Here is a 16434-nt window from a genome sequence, read left to right as displayed (position 1 = left end):
CCCAAGTTGTACCGTAACTAGCTGGTTTATTACATAATTTGCATGTGAATTAACACTACACAAATTCGCCTTAGTTTTAGAATATTCAAGACACTTAATAAAGTGTTTTGAGAACTCAATGTATTACTAAAAAGGGATTAACTTCCCAGTAATACGATTTGTAATTAATACAACGACAGACATCATCGTATTAAATACTATCAGCTTTCCAAATTGTTAAAGAGCGGGCTTAAAAAAGCCAAAGATAAAACTGTCGTTTTATCTTTGGCGTCTCTATCCATGAGCAAGTAAATGGTGGAGCTATGCGGGATCGAACCGCAGACCTCCTGCGTGCAAGGCAGGCGCTCTCCCAGCTGAGCTATAGCCCCATTTACATGCAGTCAAACAAACTTTCGTTAATACAAAATCTTGTTTAGGAGAAAACAAAGATTTTGGTGGGTCAGAGTGGACTTGAACCACCGACCTCACCCTTATCAGGGGTGCGCTCTAACCAGCTGAGCTACAGACCCAACGTAATTTGCTCTTACTTTCTATCAAGTAATCTGTGTGAACACTCAACAAACATTAAGTTAGTCGTATAGGTAAGGAGGTGATCCAGCCCCAGGTTCCCCTAGGGCTACCTTGTTACGACTTCACCCCAGTCATGAACCACACCGTGGTAAACGTCCTCCCGAAGGTTAGACTATCTACTTCTGGTGCAGCCCACTCCCATGGTGTGACGGGCGGTGTGTACAAGGCCCGGGAACGTATTCACCGTAGCATTCTGATCTACGATTACTAGCGATTCCGACTTCATGGAGTCGAGTTGCAGACTCCAATCCGGACTACGACGAGCTTTATGAGATTAGCTAGACCTTGCGGCTTTGCAACCCTCTGTACTCGCCATTGTAGCACGTGTGTAGCCCTACTCGTAAGGGCCATGATGACTTGACGTCGTCCCCACCTTCCTCCGGTTTATCACCGGCAGTCTCCCTAGAGTTCCCGCCATTACGCGCTGGCAAATAAGGATAGGGGTTGCGCTCGTTGCGGGACTTAACCCAACATTTCACAACACGAGCTGACGACAGCCATGCAGCACCTGTCTCAGAGTTCCCGAAGGCACCAATCCATCTCTGGAAAGTTCTCTGGATGTCAAGAGTAGGTAAGGTTCTTCGCGTTGCATCGAATTAAACCACATGCTCCACCGCTTGTGCGGGCCCCCGTCAATTCATTTGAGTTTTAACCTTGCGGCCGTACTCCCCAGGCGGTCTACTTAATGCGTTAGCTTGGGAGCCCAGTGCTCAAGGCACCAAACTCCGAGTAGACATCGTTTACGGCGTGGACTACCAGGGTATCTAATCCTGTTTGCTCCCCACGCTTTCGTACATGAGCGTCAGTCTTTGTCCAGGGGGCCGCCTTCGCCACCGGTATTCCTTCAGATCTCTACGCATTTCACCGCTACACCTGAAATTCTACCCCCCTCTACAAGACTCTAGTTCACCAGTTCCAAATGCAATTCCCAGGTTGAGCCCGGGGATTTCACATCTGGCTTAATGAACCGCCTGCGTACGCTTTACGCCCAGTAATTCCGATTAACGCTTGGACCCCTCGTATTACCGCGGCTGCTGGCACGAAGTTAGCCGGTCCTTCTTCTGTAGGTAACGTCACAGCAACAACGTATTAAGCTGCTACCTTTCCTCCCTACTGAAAGTGCTTTACAACCCGAAGGCCTTCTTCACACACGCGGCATGGCTGCATCAGGGTTTCCCCCATTGTGCAATATTCCCCACTGCTGCCTCCCGTAGGAGTCTGGGCCGTGTCTCAGTCCCAGTGTGGCTGATCATCCTCTCAGAACAGCTAGGGATCGTCGCCTTGGTAAGCCATTACCTTACCAACTAGCTAATCCCACCTAGGTTCATCCAATCGCGAAAGGCCCGAAGGTCCCCTCCTTTCCCCCGTAGGGCGTATGCGGTATTAGCAGTCGTTTCCAACTGTTATCCCCCTCGACTGGGCAGATCCCTAGGCATTACTCACCCGTCCGCCGCTCGTCAGCAAAGTAGCAAGCTACTTTCTGTTACCGCTCGACTTGCATGTGTTAGGCCTGCCGCCAGCGTTCAATCTGAGCCATGATCAAACTCTTCAATTAAAGTTTTTTGAGACTAGGTCTCGGCTCAATGAATTCTGATTACATTATGCAGACTCGGAAGAATCTACATCCTGTTTGTTACATATTGCTATGAACACTCATCGTTACATTGATAATAATTTTGATTGCTGCACTCTTTACAAGAAAGAAGTCAGCAATTTCGATTAACTCAACACCTGTGAGTGTCCACACAGATTACTTGATAAATTGTTAAAGAGCGTTAGCGCATCTCGGTAAGCCCGAGTGGCTAGGGATGCGTATTTTACGCAATTCCCGTATCGCGTCAAGTGATTTTTAAACTAATTTAAAAACTCTTTTCAGCGTCACTTTTCAGTGAACTGATTTGGCGTGTACACCATGCTATTGCGTGGTTTGCCGTGTCAGTGGATGCGCATTATAGGGAGATTATGAAACCGTGCAAGGGCTTTTTGCAAAAAAATATGATTTTTTTGCATGTTTTTCATTAGCCACAAGCTACACACTATTTACCCCCATAGTTATCCACAAACATAAGAAGAATGGCGTTTTTTCAGCCTAAAATCAGGATATAAAAAAAGCAGCTATCAATAGCTGCTTTTTGGTTCTATATAAAGAAAGCGTTTTTAGCTTAATTTACCGTGACATTGTTTGTACTTCTTACCTGAACCACAAGGGCAAGGATCATTGCGACCAACTTTCTCACCATCACGGATTACCGTTCTTGGCATCGCCGCTTCTGCTTCACTGTTGTCAGTTAACGCTTCTGAAGCAGCGTGTTGATAATCACGTTGGATCTTAGCTTCTTCTTCACGGCGACGCTGTTCCATTTCATCAACATCAGACTGTGCTTGTACCTGAACTTTTGAAAGAACACTAATCACATCTTGTTTGAGTGACTCAAGCATTTGCTGGAACAATTCAAACGATTCACGTTTATATTCTTGCTTAGGGTTCTTTTGAGCATAACCACGTAAGTGGATACCTTGACGTAAATGATCCATTGCCGCTAAATGCTCTTTCCACAAACCATCAAGAGTTTGCAGCATTACCGCTTTTTCAAATTGACGAAGCACTTGTGAGCCAACCATTTCTTCTTTGGCTTTGTATGCATCGCTCCAACTGTTGACGATACGCTCACGTAAAGTTTCTTCATGAAGATCATCTTCAGTATCTAACCAGTGTTGGATTGTCAGTTTTAAACCATATTCTTGTTCTAATCGTTGCTCTAAGCCTGGAACATCCCAAAGCTCTTCAACAGATTGTTGTGGAATATATTGATCAATCACACTGCTTACGACATCTTGTTCGATATTTGAAATCGTATCTTCGATACTTTCTGCATCCATTAACTCATTACGTTGTGAGTAAACGACTTGACGTTGGTCATTAGCAACATCGTCATATTCAAGTAATTGCTTACGAATATCGAAGTTACGTGCTTCTACTTTGCGTTGTGCATTTTCAATAGCACGTGATACCCAAGGATGTTCGATGGCTTCGCCTTCTTCCATACCTAGTTTTTTCATCATGCCCGTTACTTTATCTGATGCAAAGATACGCATTAAGCTATCTTCCATTGATAAGTAGAAGCGTGAAGAACCTGCATCACCTTGACGACCAGCACGACCACGTAATTGGTTATCAATACGACGAGATTCGTGACGTTCTGTACCTAAGATGTGTAAACCGCCAGCTGCGATTACTGCATCATGACGAACTTGCCATTCAGCTTTAATTTTAGCAATTTGATCATCTGTTGGGTTCTTTAATGCATCAACTTGAACCTTCCAGTTACCACCTAAGACGATATCGGTACCACGACCTGCCATATTAGTAGCAATAGTTACCGTGCCTGAACTACCCGCATCTGCAACAATCTGTGCTTCTTTTTCATGAAACTTCGCATTCAATACTGAGTGCGGGATCTTAGCTTGCTTTAATAGTGTTGCTAATAATTCAGATTGCTCAATTGATACTGTACCAACTAGCACTGGCTGACCACGCTCACGACAACCTTTAATATCATCAATAATTGCGTTGTACTTTTCAGCAGCTGTTAAGTACACCAAGTCGGCCATATCATTACGAATCATTGGCTTGTTCGTCGGAACGACAACCGTATCTAGCCCGTAGATATGTTGGAATTCAAATGCTTCAGTATCAGCTGTACCTGTCATACCGGCTAACTTCTCGTATTGACGGAAGTAATTTTGGAATGTGATAGATGCTAATGTCTGGTTTTCATTCTGAATATTAACACCTTCTTTAGCTTCTACAGCTTGGTGTAAACCTTCAGACCAACGACGTCCTGGCATTGTACGACCAGTATGTTCATCAACAATAACAACTTCGCCGTCTTTAACAATGTAATCGACATCACGCTCGAACAAAGTGTGTGCACGAAGCGCTGCGTTAACATGATGCAGCAACGAGATGTTAGCTGCTGAATAAAGTGAATCACCTTCAGCCAATACACCCAGCTCGATAAGCAAAGTTTCTACTTTTTCTTGACCACGTTCTGTAAAGTGAACTTGCTTAGCCTTTTCATCAATACTGAAATCACCTTCACCAATTTCATCTTCAGTATCTTCTTTTTCTTGAACGATAAGATTAGGAATAAGTGTATTAACTTTTATGTACAACTCAGAGCTATTTTCAGCTGCGCCAGAAATAATTAACGGCGTACGTGCTTCATCAATTAAGATTGAGTCGACTTCATCAATTAGGGCGTAATGTAATGGACGCTGAACACGTTCTTGAGGCGAAAATGCCATGTTGTCACGAAGGTAATCAAAACCAAACTCGTTGTTAGTACCGTAAGTAATATCTGAGTTATACGCTTCTTTTTTCTCGACTTGACCTAAACCTGCCACGTTAATGCCAACAGTTAAGCCTAAGAATTCAAATAAAGGTCGGTTATTTTCTGCATCACGTGCTGCTAGGTAATCATTCACGGTAATAACGTGAACACCTTTACCTGTAATACCATTTAAATAAGCAGGCAAGGTAGCGGTTAATGTTTTACCTTCACCTGTTCTCATTTCAGCAATACGGTTACTATCTAGCACCATACCACCTAATAACTGCACATCGAAGTGACGCATTTCGAATACACGTTTAGAGGCTTCACGCACTGTTGCGAATGCTTCAGCCATAATTGCGTCTAACGTTTCGCCATTTTCAATACGCTGACGGAACTCGTCCGTTTTTGCTTTTAATTCTTCATCAGTCAGCTTTTCATATTCAGCTTCTAATGCATTAATTTTAGTTACAACTTTACCAAGGCCTTTCAAGGTACGGTCGTTACGACTGCCGAATACTTTTGTCAGTAATTTGCCTAACATCTTAATCACTTATCTCTTGTAGGTTGAGCTCAATTGAGCGACTTAACCGAAAATGTTATTAACTAGCCTTGCGATAAACGAACTTTCTAGGATCGATTTGTTGTCCGTTTCGCAATACTTCGTAATGCACGTGGGGACCGGTTGAACGGCCTGTGCTACCCATACTGGCAATTTTATCGCCTTTGGCAACGACGTCACCTACGTTTACTGACATAGATTTATTGTGTCCATAGCGGGTTCGAAGACCATTTCCATGATCAATTTCGACAAGCCCACCATAACCAAGCATATTTCCTGACCATGTCACCACGCCTGCAGCAGTCGCGATAACATCGCCTCCTTCTTTACCCGCAAAATCAATGCCTTTATGCATTGTTCTACGACCATTAAAAGGGTCATTTCGTAAACCGTAGGGCGAAGATAACCAACCTTTGACAATTGGTCGCCCTGATATATAACGTTCTTTATCTATATGGAGATTAGTTGACACAGTTTCAAGTAGTGCTAACTGAACATTATTATTATCAATTCTGGATGCCAGCTGCGACATATCGTCTAGCAGTTGGTTTAATTCAACACCTGCACCGATTTCACTTAACCCACCAACACCAACGTCAGCAGTAAAATCAAATTGATCTTCAAGTAAATTATTTTCGGCGACTTGCTGGCCTAATGCCTCTAAACGAGTCACATTAGCTTGCATGCGTGCGACGTGAGCAACTAATGTACTTAGTTGAGTTTCAGTCGCTTTTTTGAGGTCTAGAACTTGTTGTTTTTGCTGTTCACGCAACTTTTGATTTTCATCAACTTTCGTCTGCTGTGCAGCAAAGCGATCAGCATTTTGCTGGTAAAGACCAGTTCCTGCTGCCACTAATAGGATAGGTAGAAGCAACCAACGTTTGCTAGGATGCCAACGTGTTACTCCATTTCGACCTTGAATAAAAACTGTTACACTCATAGCCTAACTCAGCCATCTTATTATCATATGAAAAAGCCCCCTCAAGATCTCAGTAGATTACTACATCAATCGGGAACATTACCGGAACTAGCTGAAAAAGCAGAGCTATTAAACCAGCTGAATACTTACGTAAAGCAGAGTTTAAATGGTCCTGTTAGTGAGCAGCTAAAAGTCGCTAATCTTCGTCAGGGTGTTCTTGTTATTGAAACTACTTCGGCTGCATGGGCTGCTAGAATAAATTTCCAAAAGACCAAACTACTGCAACAACTTCAGGAAGAGACGCTTCCAATGCTTACCGCAATAGAGGTTAAAGTCAACCCAGGGTTAGCAATAACACCAAGTAAAGCACCAACTAATTACGCAAAAATCAGCCCTGTCGCTGCAGAGCATCTGCAAACATTGGCTGATCACGTTGAAGGGTCTCTTGGTGAAAAACTAAAACGGCTGGCTGCATTAGCCAGCCGTAATAGGCAATCTTAACTCTTTACGCTAAAGATACAGCGCCCGGCACCATAAAGCTAAGTGGTACATCAACTTCATTTTCAAAGCTGACTAACTCCCAAGCTTCTTGTTGTGCCAGTAATGCTCTTACCAATTGGTTGTTTAGAGCATGACCAGTTTTATACGCACAGAACTCACCAACAATGGCATGTCCTGCTACATATAAATCACCGAACGCATCAAGAATCTTATGCTTAACAAATTCGTCTTCATATCGCAGACCATCAGGGTTAAGAACACGATACTCATCAAGCACTACAGCATTTTCCATGCTGCCACCTAACGCTAAATTGTTAGCTCTTAGGTATTCAATATCTTGCATAAAGCCAAACGTTCTTGCTCGGCTAATATCTTTAACAAACGCAGATGTTGAAAAATCCATCACCATGTGTTGCTGACTACGCGAAATTTCTGGGTGATTGAAGTCAATTTTGAAATCAACCCTAAAACCTTTAAATGGTTTTAATTCAGCCCATTTATCTCCATCTTCAACACGAATGGTTTGATTGATCTTAATGTATTTTTTAGCGGCTGCTTGTTCTTTAATACCTGCACTTTGCAGTAAAAAAACAAACGGGCTTGCACTGCCATCCATAATCGGGATTTCAGGAGCATCAACTTCGATAACAGCGTTATCTATGCCAAGGCCTGCAAGCGCTGCGAATAAATGTTCAATAGTCGAAATGCGAACACCTTCGTCATTAACCAATGCCGTACACATTGTTGTTTCACGAACAAGATTTGCCTTAGCAGGAATTTCCACTGCAGGCGTTAAATCTGTACGTCTTAGTACGATACCAGTGTTAACAGGTGCGGGCATAATGCACAGAGTTACCTTGTTGCCGGAATGCAATCCGACACCAGTACTCTTCACCATTTTTTGAACAGTTCTTTGAAAAATCATTCAGTTACCCGTTTTAATCACTTATTAATAAACATTATTGCACTGCTTTTACTGAGTTTACCCAGTAAGCTGAGGCGATATACTACCATAAAATTGCCTTTTCACAAAAAAGACTCCTTTACTGTGTTTTTCTACGCCTCTACTTACACAAGTAACATTTTATCAACATCTTAGCGTTTTTAGATTTTCATTTTTACTTTCAACAATTAATCAGCTTGCTTACGTAAAAATGCTGGAATATCTAAGTAATCACCGTCAGCACGCGTTGCAGGTTGCGCCGCAGGTTGCTGTGCTGGAACCGCATTTCCAGTAGGCGCTACATAGCTAGCGGCTGGTACTGGCTCTTCTGCAGGTTCAACTTTAGGCTCAATAACCGGTGCAGGCTCTGGACGAGCAACAGGCTTAGTCACTAATTGAATATCAGGCTTTTTCTCAGCGCCGATTCCTGTAGCAACAACAGTTACACGTAACTCTTCGCTCATTTCTGGATCAATAACTGCACCAACAACCACTGTCGCATTATCAGAAGCGTATGCTTTTACGTGGTTACCCACAGTCTCAAGCTCTTCAATACTGATATCCATACCGGCTGTAATGTTGACCAATACGCCACGCGCGCCAGCTAGATCAATATCTTCTAGTAAAGGACTTGCAACTGCAGCTTCCGCAGCTTCTTCTGCACGATCATCACCAGTTGCAACACCTGTGCCCATCATGGCATTACCCATTTCTGACATCACGGTTTTCACATCGGCGAAATCCACGTTAATTAGACCAGGACGCGTAATTAGTTCAGCAATACCTTGCACTGCGCCTAATAAAACATTATTTGCCGCAGCGAAAGCGTCAAGTAATGAAGTACCTCGGCCTAATACTTTTAATAACTTTTCATTAGGTATAGTGATCAGTGAATCAACATGTTTTGCTAGCTCAGCAATACCTTGATCAGCAAAAGTCATGCGTTTTTTGCCTTCAAAAGGGAAAGGTTTTGTCACAACTGCAACAGTTAAAATACCTTCTTCGCGAGCAATTTCAGCAACAACAGGCGCAGCACCCGTTCCGGTACCACCGCCCATACCTGCAGCAATGAAGACCATGTCAGAGCCTTTAATCGCAGCGCGGATGTTTTCTTTATCTTCAACTGCAGCTTGGCGACCCACATCAGGGTTCGCTCCAGCACCTAATCCTTTAGTGACATCACGTCCTAATTGAATTGTTGAGCCAGCGCCTGATTTGCGTAATGCCTGAGCATCCGTATTCGTTACAATAAACTCAACACCTTCGATGCTGTGTTTAACCATATGTTCGACAGCGTTTCCGCCGCCACCACCGACGCCGATGACCTTAATCACCGCCTCGTCATTATGAGTGTCCATGATCTCAAACATTGTCTGATCTCCGTTTGCCTGCGTTATTAAAATTCACCCTTAAACCAGCTTTTGACCCGATTCAAAAGACTGGTAACCCCTTGACGCTCAGGACGTTCGAACTGACGTTCGATAACGCGTCTGGCGCCATAATGAAGCAAACCTATTCCTGTTGAGTAAATAGGTTGATCAACATATTCATTTAAGCCTTTCACTGGTAGCGGTGACGCTACCCTAACTGGCATGCCGAAAGTTGCTTCAGCAATATCAACAGCACCTGTAATAGAAGCTGTTCCGCCCGTTAATACAATCCCTGCAGCAATTTGATCTTCTAAACCACTGTCAGTTAATTCTTTTAATACCAATTCAAATAATTCTTGGTATCTTGGTTCTACGACTTCTGCCAACGTATGACGAGACATACTGCGTGAAGGACGACCACCCACTGATGGAACTTCAATACTGTCTTCACGGCTCACCATTGAACTTCGTGCACTAGCAAATTGCACTTTAATTTGCTCGGCATGAGTTAATGGCGTTCTAAAAATCTTCGCAATATCGCTCGTTACTTGGTTACCGGCTACAGAAATCACTGCGCAATGTCGTAATGCACCATTGGTATAAACCGCTATATCAGTCGTTCCGCCACCAATATCGACAATACATACACCCAAATCTTTTTCATCATTAGTTAAAACAGAATCAGCGGAAGCAATACCTGAAAAAACTAAGTCATCTACTGTTAAGCCACAACGCTCAACACTCTTGGTGATGTTCTTTGCCATATCGTTTGCACAAGTGACAATATGGGCTTTTGCTTCCATACGCATACCTGACATGCCAATTGGGCTCTTAATACCATCTTGCACATCGATAGAATATTCTTGCGGTAACACATGTAAGATCCTTCTCTCTGTTGGGATCTTAACTGAGCGAGCGGTGTGAATCACATTGTCCACATCTTCTTGCGTTACTTCTTCATCATTAATTGACACCATGCCATTTTCATTTTGGCAGGCGATGTGCTTACCTGAAATGCTTAAATAGACTGATGATACTTGGCAGTCAGCCATTAGTTCAGCTTGGTCAAGTGCACGTTGAACACTTTTTACAATAGAGTCCAAATCATTCACACCACCTTTATCCATGCCACGTGAAGGATGGTTACCTAAACCGACCACACTTATCTCACCATCGGGTAGCACTTCACCAATGATCACTGCGACTTTGGACGTGCCAATGTCTAAGCCTACGATAAGATTTCTTTCCTGATTCTTGGTCATTTAGTGTCGACTCTCTGTGTTAGTATCGTCCCAGCCAACGGCAACACCCGTGTCATAGCGTAAATCAATGGTTGCTATTGGCTTGTCATTTTTTGTTATTTCAGGATAAACATTTATAAATCTTTGTATTCTCGACATCTTATCTTCTCGACCTAATTCAAGAAGGATGCCGTTATCCAATGTCGCATGCCATGCATGCCGTGGGCTTAAACTTAAACTCGCAAGCTTAAAACCATTAATACTCAATAAATCAGCCAATTGCTGATAACTCGTTAACACTTCAGAAGACATATCTTCTGGGCCAGAAAGCATTGGTAATGCTGCGATACTTTCATGTGATTGAGCAATAAACACATCACCATGAACATTAAGCCAATCGTCACCATTCCAGTGTGCTACAGCCTGTTGTTCTTGTAATGTCACCTTCAATTTAGCCGGCCATTCACGTCTCACTGACGCATGATGTACCCAAGGTAATGCTTCTAGCGCTAACTGCACTTCAACCACATCTGCACTAAAAAAACTGCGCTGCATTAATGCTTGTAATGCAGCTTGAATCTCTGCATCTGTGGTATAAATTCGCTCACCTTTAATCGCTACAGCATCAATAGGCAATGCATCTGCATCGTTCAATAATACATTCAGCTTTAAGCCAGCCCATACGATAGTCAGCAGCACTGTCAGTAAAAACAGTAATCCGGTATATAAGTACCAATTGACTTGACTCAAATGGCCTTTTAATTGGCGAGCTTTATCACTCCACGCCACGGTTACTGTAACTCCCAACTGTATCTGGTCACTTTCATTTGGCAATTCACCATTATATCTAGCATGCTGACTGTATTAAAGCTTCTATTTACAAACAGTTATCGTTTAATAATCAATCAACACTTTCTTTGTTCGACTCATCAAAACCTAAATTAGATGATGCAAGCATTTTGGATAGTGCACCAATATTACCAGCGCCTTGAGTCAGCAATAAGTCGCCCTCTTGTAAAACGTCAGGCAACACATCAGCAAGTAACTCAGGCGATGCGACAAATATTGGATCAACTTGCCCACGCAATCTTATTGAGCGACATAATGCTCTGCCGTCTGCTCCAGGGATGGCACTTTCACCCGCTGCGTATACATCAAGTAACAGTAAGCCATCGACTTGAGATAATACTTCAACGAAATCTTCATACAAATCACGGGTACGACTATATCGATGTGGCTGATATGCCATCACTAAGCGCTTATCAGGCCAACCAGCTCTAGCCGCCTTGATCGTTGCAAGTACCTCACTTGGGTGATGACCATAATCATCAACCAACATCACCTTACCGTTTGCTGTATCAAACTCACCTAAATGCTGAAAACGTCTTCCGATCCCTTCAAATTCTGCAAGTGCTGCAACAATAGCTTCGTCATCAATATCATCTTCAGTAGCGACTGCAATCGCTGCCAGTGCATTCAACACATTGTGCTCGCCAGGAAGGTTTAACACTATGGCTAAATCTTCACGGCCTGTTCGGCGTACGTTAAATTGCGACTGATGGCCAACTTGCTTGAAATCCAATGCTTGTACATCAGCAATATCACTAAAGCCATAAGTAACGACTTGTCTACCAACTCTTGGCATGATTTCTTGAATGACTTCATCATCAATACACATCACGGCTACACCATAAAATGGCAAGTTATGTAAAAAGTCGACAAAGGTCGTCTTTAGCTTCTCAAAATCACCACCATAAGTGTCCATATGATCAGCTTCAATGTTAGTAATAACACTGACCATAGGCTGTAAATGCAAAAAGCTTGCATCACTTTCATCGGCTTCTGCTATCAAATAACGACTTGTCCCTAAACGTGCATTGGTTCCGGCACTATTGAGCAATCCACCAATAACAAATGTTGGATCACGTTCAGCTTGACCGTAAACACTGGCAATCAAGCTTGTCGTCGTTGTTTTACCATGGGTGCCAGCAATCGCAACGCCATGACGGTAACGCATTAATTCAGCCAACATCTCAGCACGACGGACAATCGGAATACGGCGTTCTTTAGCCGCTATGATTTCAGGGTTTTGCTTATCAATTGCCGTTGAAACGACCACAACATCAACATCTGTAACGCTTGCAGCCTGATGGCCAATGATGATTTTTGCCCCTAAACTTTGTAGCCTTTCAGTCACACTATTAACAGCAATATCTGAGCCGCTGATCTGATAGCCTTCATTTACTAATACTTCAGCTATCCCACCCATGCCTGCACCACCTATTCCGACAAAGTGGATTTTCTTAATCCGTCTCATCTCAGGGATCATGCTACGTAATTGGGCGTACTTTTCTGTTTTTGTCATTTCAATCCTTTCGTGCTAATTCAGCACAAATACCTGCAACACGTTGGGTGGCATCTAAAACAGCAACGCTTCTTGCTTGCTGAGCCATCTCTAATACAACATGTCTTTTTTCAGCGAAAAGGGTTAACTTCTCAGCTAAATTATCTGCATTTACTATGGTTTGCGGCAATAAAATTGCCGCACCAGCCTCTACTAATACTGAAGCATTGATAGTTTGATGATCGTCTACAGCATGGGGATAAGGCACTAAAATACTTGCCCGTCCTACAGCGGCTAATTCAGATACTGTTAATGCACCTGAACGACAAACAACAACATCTGCCCAGCGATATGCGGCTTCCATGTCATCGATAAATTCTGCCACATTGACATTGGCTGCTTGGCCTTTGTCCTGATAGTGACTATTGACAGTAGGTTGGTTTCCTTTACCTACTTGATGCCACACGGTAATTGAATGCTGTTGACTTAATTGCCCAACCACATCCGGCATGACATCGTTAAATATTTTTGCGCCTAAACTGCCACCAACAACTAACACCTTTAAGGCTTCGTCATCACATACTTTCTCTTTTTGACCGAGCTCTATTAACTCTTGTCTAATTGGATTACCAACGACTTCTGCATTGGTTGCCGGCAAAAAGGTATTCGGAAATGCACAAAGTACCTTGTTAGCAATGCGAGATAACAACTTATTAGTCATGCCCGGAATTGCATTTTGCTCATGTAATACTAAAGGCACGCCTGCCAATTTTGCCGCCACACCACCTGGGCCACTGGCAAAACCACCCATGCCTAAAATCACGTCTGGCTGATATTCATTAATGAACGCTTTAGCCTGTAATATTGAACGTATAATTTTAAATGGTGCAGCCAATTTTCTTACTATTCCATTTCCTCGCACACCTTTGATATCAATAAACTCAATATCGAATCCATGTTGAGGAACCAGCCTTGCTTCCATTCTGTCAGCCGTACCTAACCAGCGTACTTGCCAACCTTTTTTGGCTAATTCTTTTGCAACTGCTAACGCCGGGAATACATGTCCGCCCGTGCCGCCAGCCATCACCAATAATTTAGGTGCATCAGTCATATTAGGGCTCACTTTTTTACTCTCCCTTGCACCGCTTGCGTTAAACTTAACCGCCGTTCATGATCAATTCGTATCAGTAACATTACCGCTGCCGTCATGACCCATAAACTACTACCGCCATAACTAATAAAGGGCAGCGTCAGACCTTTAGTGGGCAACATACCAATACTGGCCCCCACATTGACTACTGTCTGAAAACAAATCCATATACCAATGCCATATGCTAAATAACTCTCGAATGGGCGCTGAATACTCAAACACAAATTACCCAATCGAATCGCTCTAAACGATACAAAAAACAGCACAGTTAATACGCAAACAATACCAACAAAACCAAGTTCTTCACCAATAACAGCAAAGATAAAATCTGTATGTGCCTCAGGTAAATACGACAGTTTTTGAATACTGTTACCCAAACCTTGTCCAAAAATATCACCACGACCATAAGCCATCAGTGACTGAGTTAGCTGGTAACCACTCCCAAAGGGATCTTCCCATGGGTCTAAAAAGGACGTCACCCGTCGCATTCGATAAGGCTCAAACACCACTAAAAAAACAAACATGGCGATACCGAGAAATATCAGTACCAAAAAGTCCATGATTCGTGCTCCTGCCAAAAATAACAGGCTGACAGTACAAACGAAAAGTACGACGACAGTACCTAAATCTGGTTGAGCAAGAATCAAAAAAGCAAACAGTAAAAAGACAAAAATAGGTTTATAGAACCCCTTACTGTTTTCTCTTAACTCACCATGACGGCGAACTAAATACCCCGCCATGTAAATAATAAAAACAAACTTGGCTATCTCAGCGACCTGTATTCTCACAGGCCCAATCGCTAACCAGCGGGTAGCCCCATTTACAGTGGTTCCCACCACTAATACCGCTACCAGTAATAGCAACACCAACAACACTAAATATGCGCTGTAACGCTCCCAAAACTTCAGCTCAATATTGAGTACGGCATAAGCGATCACACCACATCCCATTAAATACGCTACGTGGCGATATATAAAATGAAACGGGTTCTCTGTCAGTTTCTGCGCTTCAGGCATAGACGCTGACATCACCATCACAAAGCCAAATGTAATTAACCCTGCAACAGCCAAAAATAAACTACGGTCATAAAGCTGATCACTGGGTGTAGTTTCAGACAGAATGTTTGCCCAAGGCCTTTTTAGGACTTGTTGGAATAAGCTAAGTTGTTGCTCACCCCTCGCCATCTTCAATCTGCTCCACTAATTGTTTAAAGTGATCACCTCTATCCATGAAGTTCTTGTACATATCAGTACTTGCACAAGCTGGCGAAAGTAGCACGATATCGCCAGAAAAAGTGATCTCAACAGCTTTCGCGACGGCCTCTTCCAAATTATTCACTTCAATACTGTCAGCTTTTAACTGCGCAATTTTGCTTCCGTCTTTGCCAAAGGTAATCACTTGAGTAACATTGGTCAGTGATTTTTCAAGCTCTTTAAAATCTGCACCTTTGCCTTCACCGCCAGCAATTAAAATGAGGTCGCCCAAGTGATCGCTTAGTCCGTTTAAGGCTGCAACCGTAGCTCCAACATTGGTGGCTTTTGAGTCATTAATGTACGTGACACCTTGTTTCAACCCGACTAATTCACAACGGTGCGCAAGCCCACTGAAATGTGAGGCAATCTCGATCATCATATTCTTATCAATACCGCAGGCATCAGCCAATGCCATCGCCGCCAGTAAGTTTGCCTGATTGTGGCTACCAATTAAGCTCACCTCATGCAAATTCATAATCTCACTTTCACCATGCAAGATTTTGCCGTCAGCTAAGCCCCATTCGTCACCTTCAGGTACACTTAAACCAAACGTATTTTGGTTTGTTGGCTCATCAGGATAAGTTAACGCATCATCACGATTAAACATCACGAAGCGGCTTTGCTGATATAAGCGCAGCTTAGCGGCGCGATACGAATGAATATCGTGATATCTGTCCATATGATCTTCACTGATATTCAAACAAGTCGCTGCAATGCATTGCAAGCTATGGGTTGTTTCTAGCTGAAAGCTTGATAGCTCTAGTACAAAGAATTCAGCATCTGTAGCCAGTAAGTCCAAAACAGGAATACCAATATTGCCACCAACTGCGACTTTTTTACCTGCAGCATTGAGCATGTCATACACTAAGGTAGTCACTGTTGTTTTACCGTTTGAACCAGTAATAGCGACAACACAAGGCGGTCTATCTGCTATTGCTTGAGCGAATAGCTCAACATCACCTATAACCTCAATTCCCATATCCATAGCAGCACGGATTTCAGGCGTGTCGATAGGAATACCCGGACTCACAATAATTTGCTTAGCTTGCACTAAGTATCGACAAACAAAGCCACCGGTTAATAACTCAACATCAGGAAACTCCTGCGCTAACGTATCTTGACCTGGTGGTGTACGCCTACTATCCATCACCAATGGTGTAATTCCTTGAGACATCAAATAACGAACCACAGATAACCCTGTCGCCCCAAGTCCCAAAACAATATGTGAATAGCTTGATTGCATTGCT

11 protein-coding genes, 2 tRNA genes and 1 rRNA gene are annotated in these 16434 nt (G+C 43.1%); 1 reads left to right on the top strand and 13 read right to left on the bottom strand.

Translation table 11 applies throughout. The features are described from left to right. Positions 1 to 292: 292 nt before the first annotated feature. The 5 genes from SJ2017_RS02000 to SJ2017_RS01980 all read right to left on the bottom strand — a co-directional run bounded on the left by SJ2017_RS02000 (position 293) and on the right by SJ2017_RS01980 (position 6406). Positions 293 to 368, bottom strand: a tRNA-Ala gene (locus tag SJ2017_RS02000). A 64-nt stretch (positions 369 to 432) separates the two neighbouring features. Next, positions 433 to 509: transfer RNA gene (locus tag SJ2017_RS01995), tRNA-Ile, on the bottom strand. A 73-nt stretch (positions 510 to 582) separates the two neighbouring features. Further along, positions 583 to 2125 (bottom strand): 16S ribosomal RNA (locus SJ2017_RS01990). A gap of 602 nt (positions 2126 to 2727) precedes the next feature. Further along, on the bottom strand, positions 2728 to 5448 hold the full coding sequence (secA, locus tag SJ2017_RS01985) for a preprotein translocase subunit SecA (protein ID WP_065110082.1): 2721 nt from the start codon (positions 5446 to 5448) through the stop codon (positions 2728 to 2730). 58 nt (positions 5449 to 5506) lie between these two features. Beyond that, positions 5507 to 6406: a M23 family metallopeptidase gene (locus tag SJ2017_RS01980; RefSeq protein ID WP_055025200.1), complete on the bottom strand. Its 900-nt coding sequence runs from the start codon at positions 6404 to 6406 to the stop codon at positions 5507 to 5509. Positions 6407 to 6433: 27 nt separating this feature from the next. On the opposite strand from SJ2017_RS01980, the gene SJ2017_RS01975 reads away from it, so the two are divergent. Next, positions 6434 to 6886 carry a DUF721 domain-containing protein gene (locus tag SJ2017_RS01975; RefSeq protein ID WP_055025294.1) on the top strand — a complete coding sequence of 151 codons (453 nt, stop codon included), beginning with the start codon at positions 6434 to 6436 and terminating at the stop codon, positions 6884 to 6886. 4 nt (positions 6887 to 6890) lie between these two features. On the opposite strand, the gene lpxC is transcribed toward SJ2017_RS01975, so the two are convergent. The 8 genes from lpxC to murD all read right to left on the bottom strand — a co-directional run bounded on the left by lpxC (position 6891) and on the right by murD (position 16430). Next, complete coding sequence (lpxC, locus tag SJ2017_RS01970) at positions 6891 to 7811, bottom strand: UDP-3-O-acyl-N-acetylglucosamine deacetylase (RefSeq protein WP_055025201.1); 921 nt, start codon at positions 7809 to 7811, stop codon at positions 6891 to 6893. A 206-nt stretch (positions 7812 to 8017) separates the two neighbouring features. After that, entirely contained in the window at positions 8018 to 9199 is a 1182-nt protein-coding gene (ftsZ, locus tag SJ2017_RS01965) for a cell division protein FtsZ (RefSeq protein WP_055025202.1), read from the bottom strand. Between the two features lie 26 nt (positions 9200 to 9225). Next, positions 9226 to 10461, bottom strand: a complete 1236-nt coding sequence (gene ftsA, locus SJ2017_RS01960; RefSeq protein ID WP_055025203.1) for a cell division protein FtsA — start codon at positions 10459 to 10461, stop codon at positions 9226 to 9228. Then, a complete protein-coding gene (locus SJ2017_RS01955; RefSeq protein ID WP_144430197.1) occupies positions 10462 to 11229 on the bottom strand; it encodes a cell division protein FtsQ/DivIB in 768 nt (255 codons plus the stop codon). It lies immediately after the preceding gene. 112 nt (positions 11230 to 11341) lie between these two features. Continuing rightward, the gene (murC, locus tag SJ2017_RS01950; RefSeq protein ID WP_080914714.1) at positions 11342 to 12805 is read right to left on the bottom strand and encodes a UDP-N-acetylmuramate--L-alanine ligase; all 1464 of its coding nucleotides are present in this window, start codon (positions 12803 to 12805) and stop codon (positions 11342 to 11344) included. A 1-nt stretch (position 12806) separates the two neighbouring features. Then, a complete protein-coding gene (murG, locus tag SJ2017_RS01945) occupies positions 12807 to 13895 on the bottom strand; it encodes an undecaprenyldiphospho-muramoylpentapeptide beta-N-acetylglucosaminyltransferase (protein ID WP_055025296.1) in 1089 nt (362 codons plus the stop codon). 8 nt (positions 13896 to 13903) lie between these two features. Further along, complete coding sequence (ftsW, locus tag SJ2017_RS01940; RefSeq protein WP_055025205.1) at positions 13904 to 15118, bottom strand: cell division protein FtsW; 1215 nt, start codon at positions 15116 to 15118, stop codon at positions 13904 to 13906. Beyond that, the gene (gene murD / locus SJ2017_RS01935; protein WP_080914713.1) at positions 15105 to 16430 is read right to left on the bottom strand and encodes a UDP-N-acetylmuramoyl-L-alanine--D-glutamate ligase; all 1326 of its coding nucleotides are present in this window, start codon (positions 16428 to 16430) and stop codon (positions 15105 to 15107) included. Before murD ends, ftsW begins: the two co-directional genes overlap by 14 nt. Positions 16431 to 16434: the final 4 nt, after the last annotated feature.

The sequence above is a fragment of the Shewanella japonica genome (assembly GCF_002075795.1).
GTDB lineage: Bacteria > Pseudomonadota > Gammaproteobacteria > Enterobacterales > Shewanellaceae > Shewanella > Shewanella japonica.
This window is presented reverse-complemented; position numbering and strand designations above follow the sequence as displayed.